Consider the following 17,245-nt stretch of genomic DNA (forward strand, 5'->3'; position numbering starts at 1 on the left):
ATCCGCACGCCACGCGCCCTAGAATGCCGCGCTTTCCCGGAGGACCCATGGCCCAGCACGATTTCCGCTATACCCTGCTCAACCCGCAATTCACCCTCAACGAGTGCCGCGCGCTGACTCCGGGCCGCTACCAGGTCACCGGCATCGGTGGCTCGATCAAGGCCGGCGACACAATGCTGGTCAGCCTCAAGGGCAGCAAAAGCCTGAGCATGACGCTGGAAGTGGAAAAGGTCCGCCACCTGATCAACCCACCGGGACAGTGGATGGCCGTGGCCAAGGGCCCGGTGTTCCGTGAACTGGGTATCCATGAATGGAAGGTCAACTGCGACGGCTGCGCAGCTACACTGGACTTCGAATTCGCCGTCGATGCCACCCACGGAAAGGCTGCCCAGCAGCCCGCCGCCGAGCAGCGCATCGCCGAACTCGGATGGGCCAAGGTCGGCAATCGCCACCTCTGCCCGGATTGCCAGAGCAAGGAGATTGCATGAAAGCCCTGATCGCCAGCGCCTGCACCGCGCTGGCTTTGGCCGGTTGCGCCAGCAAGCCGGTCCCCGAAGCGGAACAGACCTACCGCGTTGAGTGGGTCGGTGAGCACCCGCTGATCGACTACACCCACATCAGCCTGACCCTGGACGGCAACGGCCGCGCCTACGGCAGCGCTGGCTGCAACCACTGGTTCGCCAGTTACAAGCTCGAAGGCGACCAGTTGACCTTCGGCCAGCCTGGCGCCACCCGCAAGCTGTGTGCCGACCTGGTGATGGAGCAGGAACAGCAGTTCCTCCAGATGCTCGGCGAAGTGCAGCGCTGGGATATCACCGAAGAAGGCGAGCTGCGCCTGTGGCCCGCCAGCGGCCGCGCCATGCGCATGTGGCCGGAAGGCTGAGCAACTAGAACAGACTGAGCTGCTCGTGGGCGCCGCGCAGATCGACCAGGCGCACGCCCACACCGATCAGCCGCACCGCCTTGTTGCCGCGCTGGAAGGCCTGCCCCAGCAAAAGCCGATAGCTTTCCAAGTCCCGCGCGGCGCCCGCCTGCTCCAGGGTGGTCTGGGTGAAATCGTGGAACTTCAGCTTGATGAATGGCTTGCCCGGCCGGTAGCTGGCGTCCAGGCGCGTCATGCGCCGCTCCAACTCACTCAGTAGAGACGGCAACTCTTCCTGGCAAGCGGCCAGATCCGGCAGGTCCTGATCGAAAGTATTCTCCACGCTGATCGACTGACGCCGGCTATCCACTTGCACCGGACGCTCATCGATACCCCGCGACAAGCCCCAGAGCCGCTCGCCGAAGCTGCCGAATTCCTTCGCCAACTGAATCCGCGACCAGTCGCGCAGGTCCGCGCAGGTGCGAATCCCCAGGCGGGCCAGCTTCTCGGCGGTGACCTTGCCCACGCCATGCAGCTTCTTCACCGGCAGTTCGGCGACGAAACCATCCACCTCGTCGGGCGTGACCACGAAAAGGCCATTGGGCTTGCGCCAGTCGCTGGCGATCTTGGCGATGAACTTGTTCGGCGCCACCCCGGCGGACACCGTGATGTGCAGGGTTTCCCAGACCCGCTGGCGAATCTCCCGGGCGATCCGTGTAGCGCTGCCGCCGCAGCGGTCGCTGTCACTGACGTCAAGGTAGGCCTCGTCCAGGGACAACGGCTCGATCTGGTCGGTGTAGTCGCGGAAGATCGCGTGGATGTCCCGCGAAGCTTCTCTATATACGTCCATGCGCGGGCGCACGATGGTGAGATCGGGGCACAGCTTGACCGCCGTGCGCATGGCCATGGCCGAATGTAGCCCGTAGGCACGCGCCTCATAGTTGCAGGTCGCGACCACGCCACGCTTGTCCGGCGATCCACCCACGGCCAGCGGCTTGCCCGCGAGGGTCGGGTCGTCGCGCATCTCGATGGCGGCGTAGAAGCAGTCGCAATCGATGTGGATGATCTTTCTTTGCCGAGTCACGAAGAAGGCGCCTGCATCACCATCGGAAGCCGCCCCAAAAGGCGGCGGAAAACCCGGCCATGGTAATGCAAAACGCCGCCGCTTCGGTTATCCACAGCCGGGAAGATTCCGCCCCCGGACCACTGCCCTGCCACTATCCGCCGGGGCTAAATATTTGAAAGAAAATCACTTTTTCCCGATTTTCATTGACACACCAGTCCATCGGCGTAGAATGGCCGGCGCGGGATGGAGCAGTCTGGTAGCTCGTCGGGCTCATAACCCGAAGGTCGTAGGTTCAAATCCTGCTCCCGCAACCAGATACAAGAGAAAGGGTCACTCTTCGGAGTGGCCCTTTTTCGTTTGCGCTCGATTTAAATTATTGATCGAAAGCTAAATATCGATTGACAAGACCTTTCATGTCCGTAGAATGGCCGACGCGGGATGGAGCAGTCTGGTAGCTCGTCGGGCTCATAACCCGAAGGTCGTAGGTTCAAATCCTGCTCCCGCAACCAGACACAAGAAAAAGGGTCACTCTTCGGAGTGGCCCTTTTTCGTTTGCGCGCGTTTAAATTATTGATCGAAAACGAAATATCGATTGACACAAGTCTTCATATCCGTACAATTGCCGCCGCGGGATGGAGCAGTCTGGTAGCTCGTCGGGCTCATAACCCGAAGGTCGTAGGTTCAAATCCTGCTCCCGCAACCAGACACCAAGAAGAAAGCCACTCTTAGGAGTGGCTTTTTTCGTTGTGCCCGAAATATCTTCGCCCACGGGTGGCGTCTCGCGGATCAGGAAAATACTCTTCCGGGGACTTGGGAATTCGCGTCAGTGCCCCTACTCTGTCGCGCTAAATCGTTTGAGGTGCCCGATGAGCGCCAACCCCACCACACCCGATACCCCTGCCGCCGAAGACGCTCCCAGCCGAGCGACCTGGCTCAATTGGGTGAACGCCAACCGCCAGGCACTCGGCCTGGGCGTGACCCTGGTGTTGTTCAGCCTCGCGCTGATCGCCTGCTATCACCTACTGCGCGACATCGACGCCTATTCCCTGCACGACGCCCTGCTCGACGTACCTACCACCTCGCTGCTCGGTGCCTTCGCCGCCACCGCGGTCGGCTTCATCTTCCTGCTCGGCTATGAATGGTCAGCCAGCCGCTTCGCCGGCGTGAAGCTGCCCGTCCCGGCGCTGCTGACCGGTGGCTTCTCGGCGTTCGCCATTGGCAATGCCGTGGGTCTATCGATGCTCTCCGGCGGCTCGGTGCGCTATCGCCTCTATGCCCGCCAGGGGCTCGGCGCCGGCGACGTAGCGCTGATGACGCTGTTCGCCAGCTTGTCACTGGGCTGCGCTCTGCCGGTGCTGGCGGCGCTCGCCGCACTGAGCGACCTTTCCGACGCGTCCCTGGCCCTGCACGTGCCGGAGTGGCTGGTGGCGGTGCTGGCGCTGGGCGTCATCGCTTTCTGCCTGCTGCTGGTCGTCGGCATCGAACGTCGTCGCCTGCCGGAGCAACCCTCGCCCGATAGCCATCTGGTCCGCTTCGGGCGCCGCACCCTGCGCCTGCCGGGCCTGCGCCTGTCGCTGCTGCAACTGCTGATCACCGCGCTGGACGTGGCTGCCGCCGCCACCGTGCTCTATCTGCTGCTGCCGGAAGCGCCGCCCTTTGGTGCCTTCCTGCTGGTCTACCTGATCGCCCTGGCCGCCGGCGTGCTCAGCCATGTGCCGGGTGGTGTCGGGGTGTTCGAAGCGGTGCTGCTGGCGGCCTTCGCCAACCAGCTGGGCGCCGCGCCGCTGGCCGCAGCCCTGCTGCTGTACCGCTTGATCTATGTGGTCCTGCCGCTGATTGTCGCCTGTCTGTTGCTGCTGTTCCTCGAAGCCCGCCGCGTCCTGGTGGCCAAGCAGGCCGTGCGCATCACCTCCGGCTTTGCCGCGCAGATCCTCTCCCTGCTGGTGTTCATCTCCGGCATCGTGCTGCTGTTCTCCGGCGCCACGCCATCCATCGACACCCGCCTGGACGAAGTCGGCTTCCTCGTGCCGCACCGCCTGATCGATGCCTCGCACCTGGCCGCCAGCCTGATCGGCGTGCTCTGCCTGCTGCTCGCCTACGGCCTGCGCCGCCGCCTCTCCGCCGCCTGGGCACTGACCATCGGCCTGCTGATCGCCGGCGCCGCGCTGTCGCTGCTCAAGGGCTTCGACTGGGAAGAAGCGCTGATCCTCAGCTTCACCGCCGCCCTGCTGGTGATCTTCCGCAGCGCCTTCTACCGCCGCAGCCGCCTGATGGACCTGCCCTTCTCGCCGCTGTATCTGGGCGCCGCGGCCTGCGTGATCGCCGCGTCGATCGGGCTGCTGCTGTTCGCCTACCAGGACGTGCCCTACAGCCACGAACTCTGGTGGCAGTTCGCCCTGGATGCGGATGCCCCGCGAGGCCTGCGCGCCGCTCTGGGCAGTTGCCTGCTGCTGGCTGCGCTGGCGCTGTACTGGCTACTGCGCACCGCGCCACCGGCCATCCACGCACCGACCCGCCAGGACCTGGACACCGCCGCCGGCATCCTCGCCAATTCCGCACAGCCCGACGGCGGCCTGGCCCTGTCCGGCGACAAGGCCCTGCTGTTCCACGAGGGCAACGATGCCTTCCTGATGTACGCCCGCCGCGGCCGCAGCCTGGTGGCGCTGTTCGATCCGGTCGGCCCGGCCCAGGCCCGCGCCGAACTGATCTGGCAGTTCCGCGACCTCTGCGACCTGCACCACGCGCGCCCGGTGTTCTACCAGGTGCGCGCGGAGAACCTGCCGCTGTACATGGACATCGGTCTCACCGCGCTCAAGCTCGGCGAGGAGGCGCGGGTCGATCTGCGCCGCTTCGACCTGGAGAGCAAGGGCAAGGAGATGAAGGACCTGCGCTACACCTGGAACCGCGGCCAGCGCGACGGCCTGAGCCTGGAGTTCCATGATGCCGGGCAGGCGCCGATGGACGAGCTGCGCGCCATCTCCGATGCCTGGCTGGGCGGCAAGAACGTCCGCGAGAAGGGCTTCTCCCTCGGCCGCTTCACCCCTGAATACCTGCGTTATTTCCGCGTCGTCGTGGTCCGCTTCCAGGGCCGCGCCGTGGCCTTCGCCAACCTGCTGGAAACCTCCGGTAAGGAGCTGGCGAGCATCGACCTGATGCGCGTGGCCCCCGACGCCCCCAAGCTGACCATGGAATTCCTCATGCTCGGCCTGATCCTGCATTACAAGGAGAGCGGGCACACCCGCTTCAGCCTCGGCATGGTGCCCCTGGCCGGCTTGCAGCCGCGCCGTGGCGCCCCGCTGACCCAACGTCTCGGCGCACTGGTTTTCCGCCGGGGTGAGCAGTTCTACAATTTCCAGGGGCTACGGCGCTTCAAGGACAAGTTCCAGCCCGACTGGGAACCCCGTTACCTGGCCGTGCCCGCCGGATTGGATCCGCTGGTGGCCCTGGCCGATACGGCCGCCCTCATCGCAGGCGGCCTGAGTGGATTGGTAAAACGCTGATATGTTGAAACGACGCTGGCGACACCTGCTCGCCCTCCTCCTGCTGGTCATCATTGCCGTGGGTCTGCTGCTGTGGAGCCGACCGGCTTCCCAGGCTTCCCTCGAACACCGCCAGCTCGCCGACGGCAGTGCCGTCGCCCTGGCCATCCCCGGCAAGCAACCGAACGCCCGTGTACTGCTGGCCGTGCAGGCCGACCAGAAACTCGACGACGGCCAGTTGCTGGCCCTGGCCCACGACAGCGGCGCCCGCGTGGTGCAGTTCGTCTTCCCGGAAAAGGACTGCGCCACCCAGCAGGCCCGCATCAAGGCTGCCGGCGAGCTACTTGACGGCCAGCCAACCCTGGTCGCCGGCATCGGTCCGGGCAGCGCCTGGGCCTTCCGCTGGCTCGCCGGGCAGACCGACGACAAGGCCAAGGCCCTGTCGGTCGGTTTCTCCCTGGAGAAGCCCGACTGCGCCGCCACCCCGCTGCCGACGACGGCCGCCCACGGCCACTGGCTGGCCGCCTGGAACGACAACCCGGACGACGCCAGCGCGCGCTTCGCCCGCGGCCTGAAGAACGCCGAGACGGTGATCACCGACTACGACACCCCGCTGCCCAAGGTCCTCGCCGACCAACTGCGCCAGCAGCTGCAAGGCGGCGGTGACAACGTGCCGGTGGTGGAAGTCCCGGCCGCCAAGCCCTCGGAAACCGTCACTCTGTTCTATTCGGGCGATGGGGGCTGGCGCGACCTGGACCGTGACGTCGCCGCCCAGATGGCCGAGCTGGGCTATCCGGTGGTTGGCGTCGATGCCCTGCGCTACTTCTGGGAGCACAAGACCCCGGAGCAGAGCGCCGCCGACCTCGCCCTGCTGATGCAGCACTACCGCGAGAAGTGGGGTGCCAAGCACTTCGTGCTGGCCGGCTACTCCTTCGGCGCCGACGTGCTGCCGGCGATCTACAACCGCCTGCCGGCGGATGCGAAGAAGGACGTCAGCTCGGTGATCCTGCTGGCCTTCGCCCGCAGCGGCAGCTTCGAGATCGAGGTGCAGGGCTGGCTCGGCAAGGCCGGCCAGGAAGCCTCCACCGGCCCGGAAATGGCCCGACTGCCGGGGCCGAAAGTGCTCTGCGTGTACGGCATCGAAGAGAAGGACGAAAGTGGCTGCACCCAGCCGCAATCGGTGGGCGAGAACCTGCAGTTGCCCGGCGGCCACCACTTCGACGAGGACTACCCGGCCCTGGCCAAGCGACTGGTGAACGCCATCCGCTCCCGCCAGTCAGCCGACGACGAAGGCTGACCGACATCAAAAGGGCCGCACATTGCGGCCCTTTCACTTTGGCTTAACGGTTTTTCAGACACGCTTAAGGCTCTATGCTCAGACTGGCAGCCCCGTCGTCAGAGCGCGGCGTACGAATAGAGCCACACAAGGAACCGTCATGAGCCTGTCCAAGACCTCGTCCCGCTATGGCAGCCTGTCCATAGCCATGCACTGGATCATGCTAGTGCTGATCGCCGCTACCTACTTCTGCATGGAGTACCGCACCAACTTCCCCAAAGGCAGCGACACCCGCGCGCTGTTCTCGCAATGGCATTTCATGCTTGGCCTGAGTGTCTTTGTACTGGTCTGGCTGCGCATCATCGGCCGCTTCATCTATCCCACCCCGCCGATCGTCCCGGCGCCGCCGGTCTGGCAAATGGCGCTGGCCAAGCTTGCGCACCTTGCGCTCTACGGCCTGATGATCGGCCTGCCGCTGGCCGGCTGGATCATCCTCAGCGCCGCGGACAAACCGGTGCCGTTCTGGGGCCTGGAGCTGCCGCACCTGGTGGACAAGAACCCGGACCTGGCCAAGCAGGTGAAGTACTGGCACGAGACCATCGCTGTGCTCGGCTACTGGCTGATCGGTATTCACGCCCTGGCCGCGCTTTTCCACCACTACATCAGCCGCGACAACACGCTGGTGCGCATGCTGCCGGGCAAGGGCGAGGCGAAGCCGGAGTAAACCGTCAGCACCCGCGGGACGCCGGCCCTGCCGGCGTTTCGCGGGCGTGGCCCGCTCTTACAGGAAAATCCCAGAGTCGACCAACACGCGTCAATCCTGCCGATACGGCAGTGCCGCGCAGGCCTCTTCGGCGTAAGCCAGGATGCCCGCCCTCTCCCCGACCAGGAACTCCTCCACCGCGTCACGCAGCCCCGGATGGCCCAGGCGATGCCAGGAACGCGTGATCACCGGCTCGAAGCCACGGATCAGCTTGTGCTCGCCCTGCGCACCTGCGTCGAAGCGCTTCAGGCCATGGCCGATGGCGAAGTCCAACCCCTGATAGAAGCAGGTTTCGAAGTGCAGCCGGTCGAACTCCGCCAGGCAGCCCCAGTAGCGGCCGTAAAGCGTGTCGCCGCCCAGCAGGCTGAAGGCCATGGCCACGGGTCGGCCGTTCTGGTGAGCGAAGACCACGCGGATCGCCTCGGGCATGCGCTCGCCGATCAGGCTGAAGAATGCCCGGCTCAGGTAAGGCGTCTGCCCGCGCACCTCATAGGTGCTGCTGTAGCAGGCGTAGACGAAGTCCCAGTGCGCCTCGGACAGATCCCGCCCTTCCATCCAGACGAACTCCAGCCCGAGCCCGGCGACCTGCTCGCGCTCCTTGCGCAGCTGCTTGCGCTTGCGCGAGCTGAGCGCGTCGAGGAAGTCCTGGAAATCGCGATAGCTGCGGTTGCTCCAGTGATACTGGCAGCCAAGACGCTCCAGCCACCCATCGGCATCGCGCAGCAGCGCATCGGCGGTGGGGTCGGTGAAGTTCACGTGCACGCCGGAACAATGCCCCTCGTCCACCTCTCCCGCCAAGGCGCCGACCAGACTCAGCGCTGCTTCCGGGGCTCCTAGCAGACGAGCACCACCGACAGGGGTGAAGGGAATGCCCACCAGAAGCTTGGGGTAGTACGCAATGCCAGCTCGCAAGCAGGCATCCGCCCAGCCCCAGTCGAATACGTACTCGCCGTAGGAATGACTCTTCAGATAGGCCGGCACGGCGGCCAGCAGGCGGCCGTCGTCGCCCAGCAGCACACGATGGGACGGCTTCCAGCCGGTCCGACCACCGACACTGCCGCTGTCCTCCAGGGCGGAGAGGAAGGCATGGCGCAGGAACGGCTGGTCGTCCGGCAGCAGGGCATCCCACTGGCGGGCGTCGACTTCACAGAGGCGGGAAAGGGTCTGGATAGGCATGGCCGACAGTCTGGCGCGGGGCGCAGGCGAAGGGAAGATTCGGGCAGGAAATCTCCAGCGAAGGTGACATTCACGTTCGTCGGTATCCGACGGAAAGGCCTGTCGGGTGGACTATGTTGGGGTTAGCAAGGCTTGCCGGCGCGCGACGCCGGCACCGTTCCGCCGCCTGCCGCCCGCTTCGGGCCGCTGGCGAACCGCCAGGAGGACGCCCCATGAGCCTGATGCAATGCGAGTACCGCAAGTACACCATCACTGCCGATGTCGTCGAACACCCCGGCATCCCCACTCCCTGGGCCGCCGGCTGCCACATCACCGCCCCGGACGGGCAGACCACCAAACGCAAGACACTGCCGGTTGAATTCGCCTTCATGTCGGACCTTCAGAAGGCCCAGCACGCGTCCATCGCCCACGGCAAATGGCTGGTGGACCAGAGCCTGGACCACGATCGCCAGCTGTTCTGATCAGTTGTTCGCGTAGCCCGGTTCTTCACTGACGGGCAGTTCCGTCAGGCGTACCTGAAGCGCCAGGAATTCCTGCGCCGATGCCCGCCAGGTCTGCCTGCGCGCCCATTCCACGCAGGCCTGGCGATCCAGCTCCAGCGCCCGCAGGCAGGCACTGCGCAAGTTGGCGTCCATCACCCCGGTTACGCCCTGTTCCAGCACATCCAGCGGTCCCGTCACCGGAAACGCCGCCACTGGCGTGCCGCACGCCAGCGCTTCATACATCACCAGACCGAGGGTGTCGGTCAGCGACGGAAAGGCCAACACGCTGGCGGTGCGGTAAGCCTCGGCGAGGTCGTCGCCATGGCGATAACCGAGGAACTCCACCTGTGGATAAGTTGCTTGCAGCTCAGCACGCTGCGGGCCGTCGCCCACCACTCGCTTGCGCCCCGGCAGGTCGAGAGCGAGGAAGGCTTCGAGATTCTTTTCCCGCGCCAACCGGCCGACATAGAGGAACACCGGCTCCTCCGGCGATGCGCCCTCACCCGGCTGGAAGCGCTGGATATCCACACCCTTGCGCCAGAGCGCGAGGTTGTCGAAGGCGTGATCGACGAAAGTGCCGCGCATTCGTTCGCTGCTCACCAGCACGGCCTGGCTCGGCGCGTGGAAGCGGCGCAGGAAGGCATAGCCCCAGCCCAGCGGCAACCAGGGCCAGCGGGTGTTCACGTATTCGGGAAAGCGCGTGTGGATGGCGCTGCTGAATTTCAGGCCACGGCGCACCAGCCAGCGCCGAGCGGCCCAGCCCAGCGGGCCTTCGGTGGCGAGGTGAACGCAGTCGGGAGCGAAGCGAGTGATCTTCTCGCCCACCTTCCACAGGTCCCACGCCAGCGGAATCTCCGGGTAACTCGGGCACGGGCGGTGGCGGAAGTCCTGGGGTGTGAGCAGGCCGACCACATGGCCCAGCCCTTCCAGCTCGGCCACCAGTGCCTTCAGGCTGGTGACCACGCCATTGACCTGCGGTAGCCAGGCATCGGTGACGATCAGCAGCCTCATGCCGCCGACTCGACCACCACCGGCTCCTCGGCGCGAGCCTGCTCCTCGGCCAGTCGATAGAGCTGGATGCTGCCGTCCCAGTGCTCGATCAGCGCCGAGCAGGATTCCACCCAATCGCCGCAGTTGAGGTATTCCACCTCGCCGATCTGGCGGATTTCCGCGTGGTGGATGTGCCCGCAGACCACCCCGTTGAGGCCGCGCTTGTGCACCTCGTGGGCGATGGCTTCCTCGAAGTCGCTGATGAAGTTCACCGCCGTCTTCACCTTGTGCTTGAGGTACGCCGACAGCGACCAGTAGCCGTAGCCATAACGGCTGCGCCAGTGGTTGAGCCAACGGTTGAGGGTCAGGGTGAATTCGTAGGCGGAGTCGCCGAGGAAGGCCAGCCACTTGTGGTAGCGGGTGATGACGTCGAACTGGTCGCCGTGGATCACCAGCAGCTGGCGGCCGTCGGCGGTGGTGTGGACGATCTCGTCGACCAGGCGGATGTTGCCCAGCAGCAGCGAGGAATAGCGGCGCAGGAACTCGTCGTGGTTGCCGGTGACGTAGATCACCTCGGTGCCGCGCTTGCTCATGGTCAGCAGGCGGCGTATCACGTTGGTGTGCGCCTGCGGCCAGTAGATGCCGCCGCGCAGCTTCCAGCCGTCGATGATGTCACCTACCAGGTAGATTCGGTCGGCGTGGTAGCGCTTGAGGAAGCCGGCCAGGTGCTCGGCCTGGCAGTCGCGGGTGCCCAGGTGGACATCGGATATCCACAGGGTCCGTACCCGTTGTTTCTTCGTCGGCGTCATGCGTTGCGCGCTGCTCATCGTCGGCGACCTCCAGTGGGGTTTCTCCGAGTGTCGGCCCACGCGGTGAAGCGAACATGACCGACTGGCGACAGTCCCGTGACAGCCCGCGGCGCGCTAGACTGTCAGCCTGCCCGCCCGGAAAGTCGTATCGCATGAGCCAGATCCTCTCCCTGCGCCACTACAGCCACGATCACCTCGCCCATAGCCACAGCCATGCGCAGTTGGTGCTGGGGCTGTCCGGCAGCCTGGATTTCGAAGTGGGCGGCCGTGGCAGCCTGGTGACCCGGCAGACCTTCGCCGTGGTGCCGCGTGACGAGCACCATGCCTGCGCCAGCCCCGACGGCAGCCGCTGCCTGGTGGTGGACCTGGAGGACGAGGAAGACCTGCTCGGCGGTCTCGGCCTGCACAGCGATGCTGGCCGTCGCCTGCTGGAAACCCCCGGCCAGCGCCTGCTCAGCAATGACCAGGCGCAACTGGTGCACTGGCTCGCCGGCAGCTCGCTGCATGACCCGGTGCTGGCGCGCCAGGGCGCCATCCTGCTGCTGGCCAGCCTCGCCGCCGGCCAGCAGCGCATCGAGGAGCCGGCGCAGCTGCCGCTGACCAGTCTCGACAGCTACATCGACCGTCACGCCGCGCACCCGCTGCAGGTTGCCGATCTCGCGCGGCTCGCCGGGCTGTCCGCCGCGCGCTTCCATGCCCGCTTCCTCGCCGAAACCGGGCAGACGCCCATGGACTACGTACGCCAGCGCCGCCTGCAACTGGGCCGCGACCTGCTGCGTGGCTCGCACCAGTCGGTCGGCGAGATCGCCGCGCAGGTCGGCTACGCCTCGCAGAGTGCCTTCACCGCAGCGCTGGTGCGCCAGTTCGGTACTACGCCGCGCCAGCTGCGCCAGCAGGCACGCGACAATTCCCGCTAGCCGCGCGACAGACAGCCGCGCGCCCAGGGCCTAGACTGCCGGCCATCGAACTGAACAACCCAACGGGAGCAGCGATGTCGGCAGACACCATCGAGTGGCAGGATTTCGAGCGCGTCGAACTGCGCGTGGGCACCATCGTCCAGGCCGAACCCAACGTGAAGGCGCGCAAGCCCGCCTACATCCTCCAGGTCGACCTCGGCCCGCTGGGGATCAAGACCTCCAGCGCGCAGATCACCGCACACTATGAAGCCAACGAACTGATCGGCCGCCAGGTGCTGTGCGTGTGCAACTTCGAGCCCAAGTCCATCGCCGGCGTGCGCTCGGAAGTGCTGATCACCGGCGCCTACGACAGTGACGAGAAAGTAGTGCTGGCCGGCTTCGACAAGCCGCTGCCCAATGGCGCGCGCCTGGCCTGACCGTCTTTTCACCTCGTGCCGGCTGGGCCGGCACGCTTCACTTTCCCGACAAGGCCGCGCCACCGCACTCCAGGCATGAATCGCATTACCCAACTCACTCCCCGCGGCGCCCTGATCGGCCTGCACATCGGCGCCCTGATGTTCGGGCTGTCCGGCATCTTCGGCAAACTCATCCTCGCCGGCCCCCTGGTCATCGTCTTCGGCCGCGCGCTGTTCGGCTCGTTGTCACTGGCGGCGGTGTTCGCCGGGCATCTGCGGCAACAGAGGCGCCCCACGCTGAAGCAGGCCGCCATGCTGCTGGGCGGCGGCGTACTGCTGTGTACACACTGGCTGACCTTTTTCCTCGCGGTGAAGGTGGGCAACGTCGCCGTGGCCACCCTCGGTTTCGCCAGTTTCCCGGCCTTTACCGTGTTGCTGGAAGGGCTGCTGTTCCGCGAACGCATCCGCAAGGGCGAGTACCTGGTGGTGGTGCTGGTGTGCATCGGCCTGGCGATGGTCACGCCGACCCTGGACCTGCGCGACGGCGCCACCGCCGGCCTGCTCTGGGGTACCCTCTCCGGCCTGCTGTTCGCCCTGCTGTCGCTGGCCAACCGGGTGAGCGTGCGCGGAATAGACCCGATCCAGGCAGCGCTGTGCCAGAACCTGACGATCATCGCCTGCCTGCTGCCGCTGGTGCTCTTCGAGCTGCCCGCGATTCGAGGCATGGACTGGCTCTGGCTGGTGGCCCTGGGGGTGCTCTGCACTGGCGTCGCCCACAGCCTGTTCGTCGCGAGCTTACGGCTGATCAAGGCGCGCACGGCAGCGGTGATCTTCGCCCTGGAGCCGGTCTACGGTATCGCCTTCGCCACCGTACTGTTCGGCGAAGAGCCGAGCCTGCGCATGCTGGCGGGCGGCGTGTTGATCATCTTCGCGACCTTCCTCAGCGCCCGCGGCTCGCACTGAGCAGGGCTTTATGTAGGAGCGAGCTTGCTCGCGAACGCATCCTGCTCCGCTGCCAAGCGGTTCGCGAGCAAGCTCGCTCCTACAAGGGCGGAATCGGTGCGTGAGGCAAAAAAGAAGGCCGCCCCGCAGCGCGCGAAACTCGAACCTTGCCCCGGGGAGGGAATGCCAAGGATTCATCGCACGACAGCCTGCGTGGCGGCCTGTTCGTCGGGTGCCTGTGGATATTCTCGCGCGCGCTTCCCCTGCGCAGTGTCAGCACGGGGTAAAGACTGGGTAAAAAACCCGTTACACGCGGTGTCAGTGCTGCTGCAAAAGCCAGTGGCAATAGCGCTGCACGCCCTCCTCCACACCCATCATCGGCGCCCGGTAGCCCGCCTCGCGGAGGAAGGCGATATCGGCGCAGGTATAGCACTGGTACTTGCCGCGCAGCTCGTCCGGGAACTCGCTGTACTCCAGCAATCCGGCGCGGATCGCCGCATCCAGGGTCAGCGGCTGCAGGTCCTGCTGTTCGCGCAGGGTGTTGATCACCGCCATGGCCACGTCGTTGAACGGCTGGGCGCGACCGCTGCCAAGGTTGAAGATGCCGCTGCGCTCGGGATTGTCGAGGAAATGCAGGTTGACCTTCGCCACGTCTTCCACCGACACGAAATCACGCAGGTGACCGCCAGCGGGGTAGTCGCCGTATTCGCCGAACAGCCGCACCTTGCCCGTCTCGCGGAACTGGTTGAAGCAGTGGAAGGCCACCGAGGCCATGCGGCCCTTGTGCTGCTCGCGCGGACCATAAACGTTGAAGTAGCGGAAGCCGGCAACCTGGGTGCGAGCAGTGGGCAGCACCTTGCGCACGCGCTGGTCGAAGAGGAACTTCGAATAGCCGTAGACGTTCAGCGGCTTCTCGCAGGAGCGCACTTCGCGGAACTCGTGGCCGCCGCCGTACACCGCTGCCGACGAGGCATAGAGGAACGGCACGCCCAGCGACAGGCTGGCGTCCAGCAACTCGCCGCTATAGCGGTAGTTGTTGTCCATCATGTAGCGCCCATCGCGCTCCATGGTGCTGGAGCAGGCGCCCTGGTGCAGCAGCGCGCGCACCACGCCGAAGTCGCCGCGGGCGTAGCGCTCGATGAAGTCGCGCTTGTCGAGGTAATCGCTGATGTCGCAGTCGGCGAGGTTGGCGAACTTGTCGCCTTCAGTCAGGTCGTCGACCGCAATGATGTCGGTCTCGCCGCGCTTGTTCAGTGCCTTGACGAGGTTGCTGCCGATGAACCCGGCAGCGCCTGTGACGATGATGCTCATGGCGGGCATCCTTTGCGGAGAATGGATGCCCCCAGACTAAAAGCGAGACGTAAGTCTCCTTTTGATATGAAGCAAAGAAGTTAGCCAGCTATCGAATTAGTCTGCCCAGCGGTACGCCGCCGCTTCAGGAACGGTCGTTGTGGCCCAGGTCGCGCTGCGGATCGATGCAGTCGCGCACCCGCTGCTTGAGCACCTTGGCCTCGGGGAAACCACCGTCGGCCTTGCGCTCCCAGATCTGCTCGCCGTCGCAGGTGATCTGGAAGACTCCGCCAGTGCCCGGCACCAGGCTGACTTTGCCCAGGTCGTCGCCAAAAGTGCTCAGCAGTTCCTGGGCCAGCCAGGCGGCGCGCAGCAGCCACTGGCACTGGGTGCAATAGGTGATGACGATTTCGGCTTTGGCTTCGGACATGAATCAGACTCTGCTGTAGGACGCGAACCTATAATACCGGTCTGAAACGCCCTACCGGACTCTTCTCTTCATGCGCCGACTGCTGTTCGCCCTCTTCCTGCTCCTTCCCCTCGGCGCCCTGGCCGCGAACACCCCACCGAAGATCGGCCTGGTCCTCTCCGGCGGCGCGGCGCGCGGCCTGGCGCACATCGGCGTGCTCAAGGCGCTGGACGAACAGGGCATCCATGTCGACGCTATCGCCGGCACCAGCATGGGCGCGGTGATCGGCGGCCTCTATGCGGCGGGCTATACGCCCAAGGAGCTGGAACAGCTGGCCCTGGGACTGGACTGGAAACAGGCGCTGTCCGACTCGCCACCGCGGGTCGACGTACCTTTCCGCCGCAAACAGGACGACCGCGACTTTCTGGTAAAGCAGAAGCTCAGTTTCCGCGACGACGGCACCCTCGGCCTGCCGCTGGGCGCGATCCAGGGGCAGAACCTGTCGATGCTGCTGGAAAGCCTGCTGGTCCACACCAGCGATACGCGCAACTTCGACCAGTTGGCGATCCCCTTCCGCGCGGTGGCCACTGACATCTCCACCGGCGAGAAGGTGGTGTTCAGCAAGGGCCACCTGCCCCAGGCGATCCGCGCCAGCATGTCGATCCCGGCGGTGTTCGCGCCGGTGGACGTCAACGGCAAGCTGCTGGTGGACGGCGGCATGGTCGACAACATCCCGGTGGACGTGGCGCGGCAGATGGGTGTCGACGTGGTCATCGTGGTCGACATCGGCAACCCGCTGCTGGACCGCAAGCAGCTGACCACAGTGGTGGACATGCTCAACCAATCCGTCACCCTGATGACCCGCAAGAACTCCGAGGCGCAGCTGGCCACCCTGAAGTCCAGCGACATCCTGGTGCAGCCGCCGCTGAGCGGCTACAGCTCCACCGACTTCGGCCGCGTGCCGCAGCTGATCGACGCCGGCTACCGCGCGACCAGCATCCTCGCCCCGCGCCTGGCGACGCTGCGCAAGCCCGCCGATGCCGAGGCGGTCGCGCTCACCGAAGCGCGCGCACCGGGCGAACGGCAACCGGTGATCGACCGGATCAAGGTGGAGAACAATTCCAAGGTCAGCGACGACGTCATCCTCCATTACATCCGCCAGCCGCTGGGCGAGCACCTGGACCTGGAGCGCCTGCAGCGTGACATGAGCACCCTCTACGGCCTGGACTACTTCGACCAGGTGCAGTACCGCGTGGTGCACAACAAGCCGGGCGCGGACGGCAAGTCCGACAATGTGCTGGTGATTCACGCGTACGGAAAGCGCGGCGGCACCGACTACCTGCGCCTGGGGCTAAACCTCTCCGACGACCTGCGCGGCGACAGCACTTTCAACGTCGGCGGAAGCTACCGCATGAACGGCATCAACCGCCTCGGCGCGGAATGGCTGACGCGCCTGCAGATTGGCGACCGCCAGGAACTCTACAGCGAGTTCTACCAGCCGCTGGACGTGGGCTCGCGCTACTTCGTCGCGCCCTTCCTGTTCAACCAGGCGCAGAACGTCGAGGCCACCGACAACGACGATCCCATCGCCGAATACCGGCTGGAGCGCTACGGCTATGGTCTAAACCTCGGCCGGCAGATCGCCAACAACGGCGAATTCCGCCTCGGCGTGGCCCAGGCCTTCGGCAAGGCCGACGTGCGCGTGGGCGAGCAGGACCTGCCCGACTACCACTTCAACGAAGGCTACGCCCAGCTGCAGTATTCCTTCGACACCATGGACAACGTGGACTTCCCCCGCGAGGGCGAGAACATCCAGACCTCCTTCCGCGAGCACACGCCGTCCCTGGGCGATGACGACCGCTACCGGCAATGGGAATTCCAGCTCGACAAGGCGCTGAGCAGCGGGCCGAACACCTGGGTGCTGGGTGGCGGCTACGGCCGAACCATCGATGACGCCAACGTGGTGGTGTCGAGCTTCCTGCTTGGCGGCGCGCGGCAGCTCTCCGGCTACCGTCAGGACGCGCTGGCCGGGCAGAACTACAGCCTCGGGCGGGTCATCTACTACCGACGCATGACCGAGCGCTCCTTCCTGCCGCTGGACTTCCCCTTCTACCTGGGCGGCAGCCTGGAGCGCGGGCGGGTGTGGAACAACGACAACAGCTACGATACCGGCTACGTCAACGCCGGCAGCATCCTCATGGGTTTCGAGACGCCCCTGGGGCCGCTGTCCTTCAGCTACGGTCTGAACGATGCGAGCGAGCACGCGGTGTACATCAACCTGGGGCGTAATTTCTGAAGCATACGCTCGGTGGCTCCGTGTAGGACCAGGAACAATTTCCCGCAGGTATGAAAAAGCCCGGCATTGGCCGGGCTTTTTCATACGCGGTGA

16 protein-coding genes and 3 tRNA genes are annotated in these 17,245 nt (G+C 65.5%); 13 read left to right on the forward strand and 6 right to left on the reverse strand.

From position 1 onward, the window contains the following. The first annotated feature begins 47 nt into the window (after positions 1-47). Both IB274_RS01755 and IB274_RS01760 read left to right on the forward strand, forming a co-directional pair. The gene (locus tag IB274_RS01755; RefSeq protein WP_192430393.1) at positions 48-488 is read left to right on the forward strand and encodes a hypothetical protein; all 441 of its coding nucleotides are present in this window, start codon (positions 48-50) and stop codon (positions 486-488) included. After that, positions 485-883, forward strand: a complete 399-nt coding sequence (locus tag IB274_RS01760) for an META domain-containing protein (protein ID WP_192430394.1) — start codon at positions 485-487, stop codon at positions 881-883. Before IB274_RS01755 ends, IB274_RS01760 begins: the two co-directional genes overlap by 4 nt. Positions 884-887: 4 nt before the next feature. Here the strand turns inward: IB274_RS01760 and dinB are convergent, their stop codons facing one another. After that, positions 888-1,946 carry a DNA polymerase IV gene (gene dinB, locus IB274_RS01765; protein ID WP_192430395.1) on the reverse strand — a complete coding sequence of 353 codons (1,059 nt, stop codon included), beginning with the start codon at positions 1,944-1,946 and terminating at the stop codon, positions 888-890. 219 nt (positions 1,947-2,165) lie between these two features. Here dinB and IB274_RS01770 point away from each other — a divergent pair. From IB274_RS01770 to IB274_RS01795, 6 genes are all read left to right on the forward strand, one after another. After that, a tRNA-Met gene (locus IB274_RS01770) sits at positions 2,166-2,242 on the forward strand. 118 nt (positions 2,243-2,360) lie between these two features. Beyond that, positions 2,361-2,437 (forward strand) — tRNA-Met (locus IB274_RS01775). A 117-nt stretch (positions 2,438-2,554) separates the two neighbouring features. After that, positions 2,555-2,631 (forward strand) — tRNA-Met (locus IB274_RS01780). Positions 2,632-2,794: 163 nt separating this feature from the next. Then, positions 2,795-5,428 carry a bifunctional lysylphosphatidylglycerol flippase/synthetase MprF gene (gene mprF, locus IB274_RS01785; protein ID WP_192430396.1) on the forward strand — a complete coding sequence of 878 codons (2,634 nt, stop codon included), beginning with the start codon at positions 2,795-2,797 and terminating at the stop codon, positions 5,426-5,428. A gap of 1 nt (position 5,429) precedes the next feature. After that, positions 5,430-6,704, forward strand: a complete 1,275-nt coding sequence (locus IB274_RS01790; protein WP_192209745.1) for a virulence factor family protein — start codon at positions 5,430-5,432, stop codon at positions 6,702-6,704. A gap of 139 nt (positions 6,705-6,843) precedes the next feature. Further along, positions 6,844-7,407 (forward strand): cytochrome b, encoded by a 564-nt coding sequence (locus tag IB274_RS01795; protein WP_192430397.1) that lies wholly within the window; start codon positions 6,844-6,846, stop codon positions 7,405-7,407. A gap of 90 nt (positions 7,408-7,497) precedes the next feature. Here the strand turns inward: IB274_RS01795 and IB274_RS01800 are convergent, their stop codons facing one another. Beyond that, positions 7,498-8,622, reverse strand: coding sequence for a GNAT family N-acetyltransferase (locus IB274_RS01800; RefSeq protein WP_192430398.1), 1,125 nt, complete (start codon positions 8,620-8,622; stop codon positions 7,498-7,500). Between the two features lie 212 nt (positions 8,623-8,834). Here IB274_RS01800 and IB274_RS01805 point away from each other — a divergent pair, with 212 nt between their 5' ends. After that, positions 8,835-9,083, forward strand: coding sequence for a hypothetical protein (locus IB274_RS01805; RefSeq protein ID WP_192430399.1), 249 nt, complete (start codon positions 8,835-8,837; stop codon positions 9,081-9,083). On the opposite strand, the gene IB274_RS01810 is transcribed toward IB274_RS01805, so the two are convergent. Both IB274_RS01810 and IB274_RS01815 read right to left on the reverse strand, forming a co-directional pair. Beyond that, entirely contained in the window at positions 9,084-10,115 is a 1,032-nt protein-coding gene (locus IB274_RS01810; RefSeq protein ID WP_192430400.1) for a glycosyltransferase family 4 protein, read from the reverse strand. Next, complete coding sequence (locus IB274_RS01815; RefSeq protein ID WP_192224129.1) at positions 10,112-10,921, reverse strand: UDP-2,3-diacylglucosamine diphosphatase; 810 nt, start codon at positions 10,919-10,921, stop codon at positions 10,112-10,114. The genes IB274_RS01810 and IB274_RS01815 overlap by 4 nt, the downstream gene beginning before the upstream one ends. A 134-nt stretch (positions 10,922-11,055) precedes the next feature. Here IB274_RS01815 and IB274_RS01820 point away from each other — a divergent pair, with 134 nt between their 5' ends. The 3 genes from IB274_RS01820 (at position 11,056) to IB274_RS01830 (ending at position 13,178) form a co-directional block, all read left to right on the forward strand. Continuing rightward, complete coding sequence (locus tag IB274_RS01820; protein ID WP_192430401.1) at positions 11,056-11,820, forward strand: helix-turn-helix transcriptional regulator; 765 nt, start codon at positions 11,056-11,058, stop codon at positions 11,818-11,820. A gap of 74 nt (positions 11,821-11,894) precedes the next feature. Then, a complete protein-coding gene (locus IB274_RS01825; protein ID WP_192430402.1) occupies positions 11,895-12,236 on the forward strand; it encodes a tRNA-binding protein in 342 nt (113 codons plus the stop codon). Between the two features lie 75 nt (positions 12,237-12,311). Next, positions 12,312-13,178 (forward strand): DMT family transporter, encoded by an 867-nt coding sequence (locus tag IB274_RS01830; RefSeq protein ID WP_192430403.1) that lies wholly within the window; start codon positions 12,312-12,314, stop codon positions 13,176-13,178. Between the two features lie 297 nt (positions 13,179-13,475). Here IB274_RS01830 and rfaD read toward each other — a convergent pair whose 3' ends face one another. Further along, complete coding sequence (rfaD, locus tag IB274_RS01835; RefSeq protein ID WP_192430404.1) at positions 13,476-14,468, reverse strand: ADP-glyceromanno-heptose 6-epimerase; 993 nt, start codon at positions 14,466-14,468, stop codon at positions 13,476-13,478. 124 nt (positions 14,469-14,592) lie between these two features. Continuing rightward, positions 14,593-14,877, reverse strand: coding sequence for a SelT/SelW/SelH family protein (locus tag IB274_RS01840; protein ID WP_192430405.1), 285 nt, complete (start codon positions 14,875-14,877; stop codon positions 14,593-14,595). Positions 14,878-14,947: 70 nt separating this feature from the next. Between IB274_RS01840 and IB274_RS01845 the strand changes: the two genes are divergently transcribed. Further along, positions 14,948-17,152, forward strand: a complete 2,205-nt coding sequence (locus IB274_RS01845) for a patatin-like phospholipase family protein (protein ID WP_192430406.1) — start codon at positions 14,948-14,950, stop codon at positions 17,150-17,152. Positions 17,153-17,245: the final 93 nt, after the last annotated feature.

This window comes from Pseudomonas sp. PDM18, from assembly GCF_014852585.1.
GTDB lineage: Bacteria > Pseudomonadota > Gammaproteobacteria > Pseudomonadales > Pseudomonadaceae > Pseudomonas.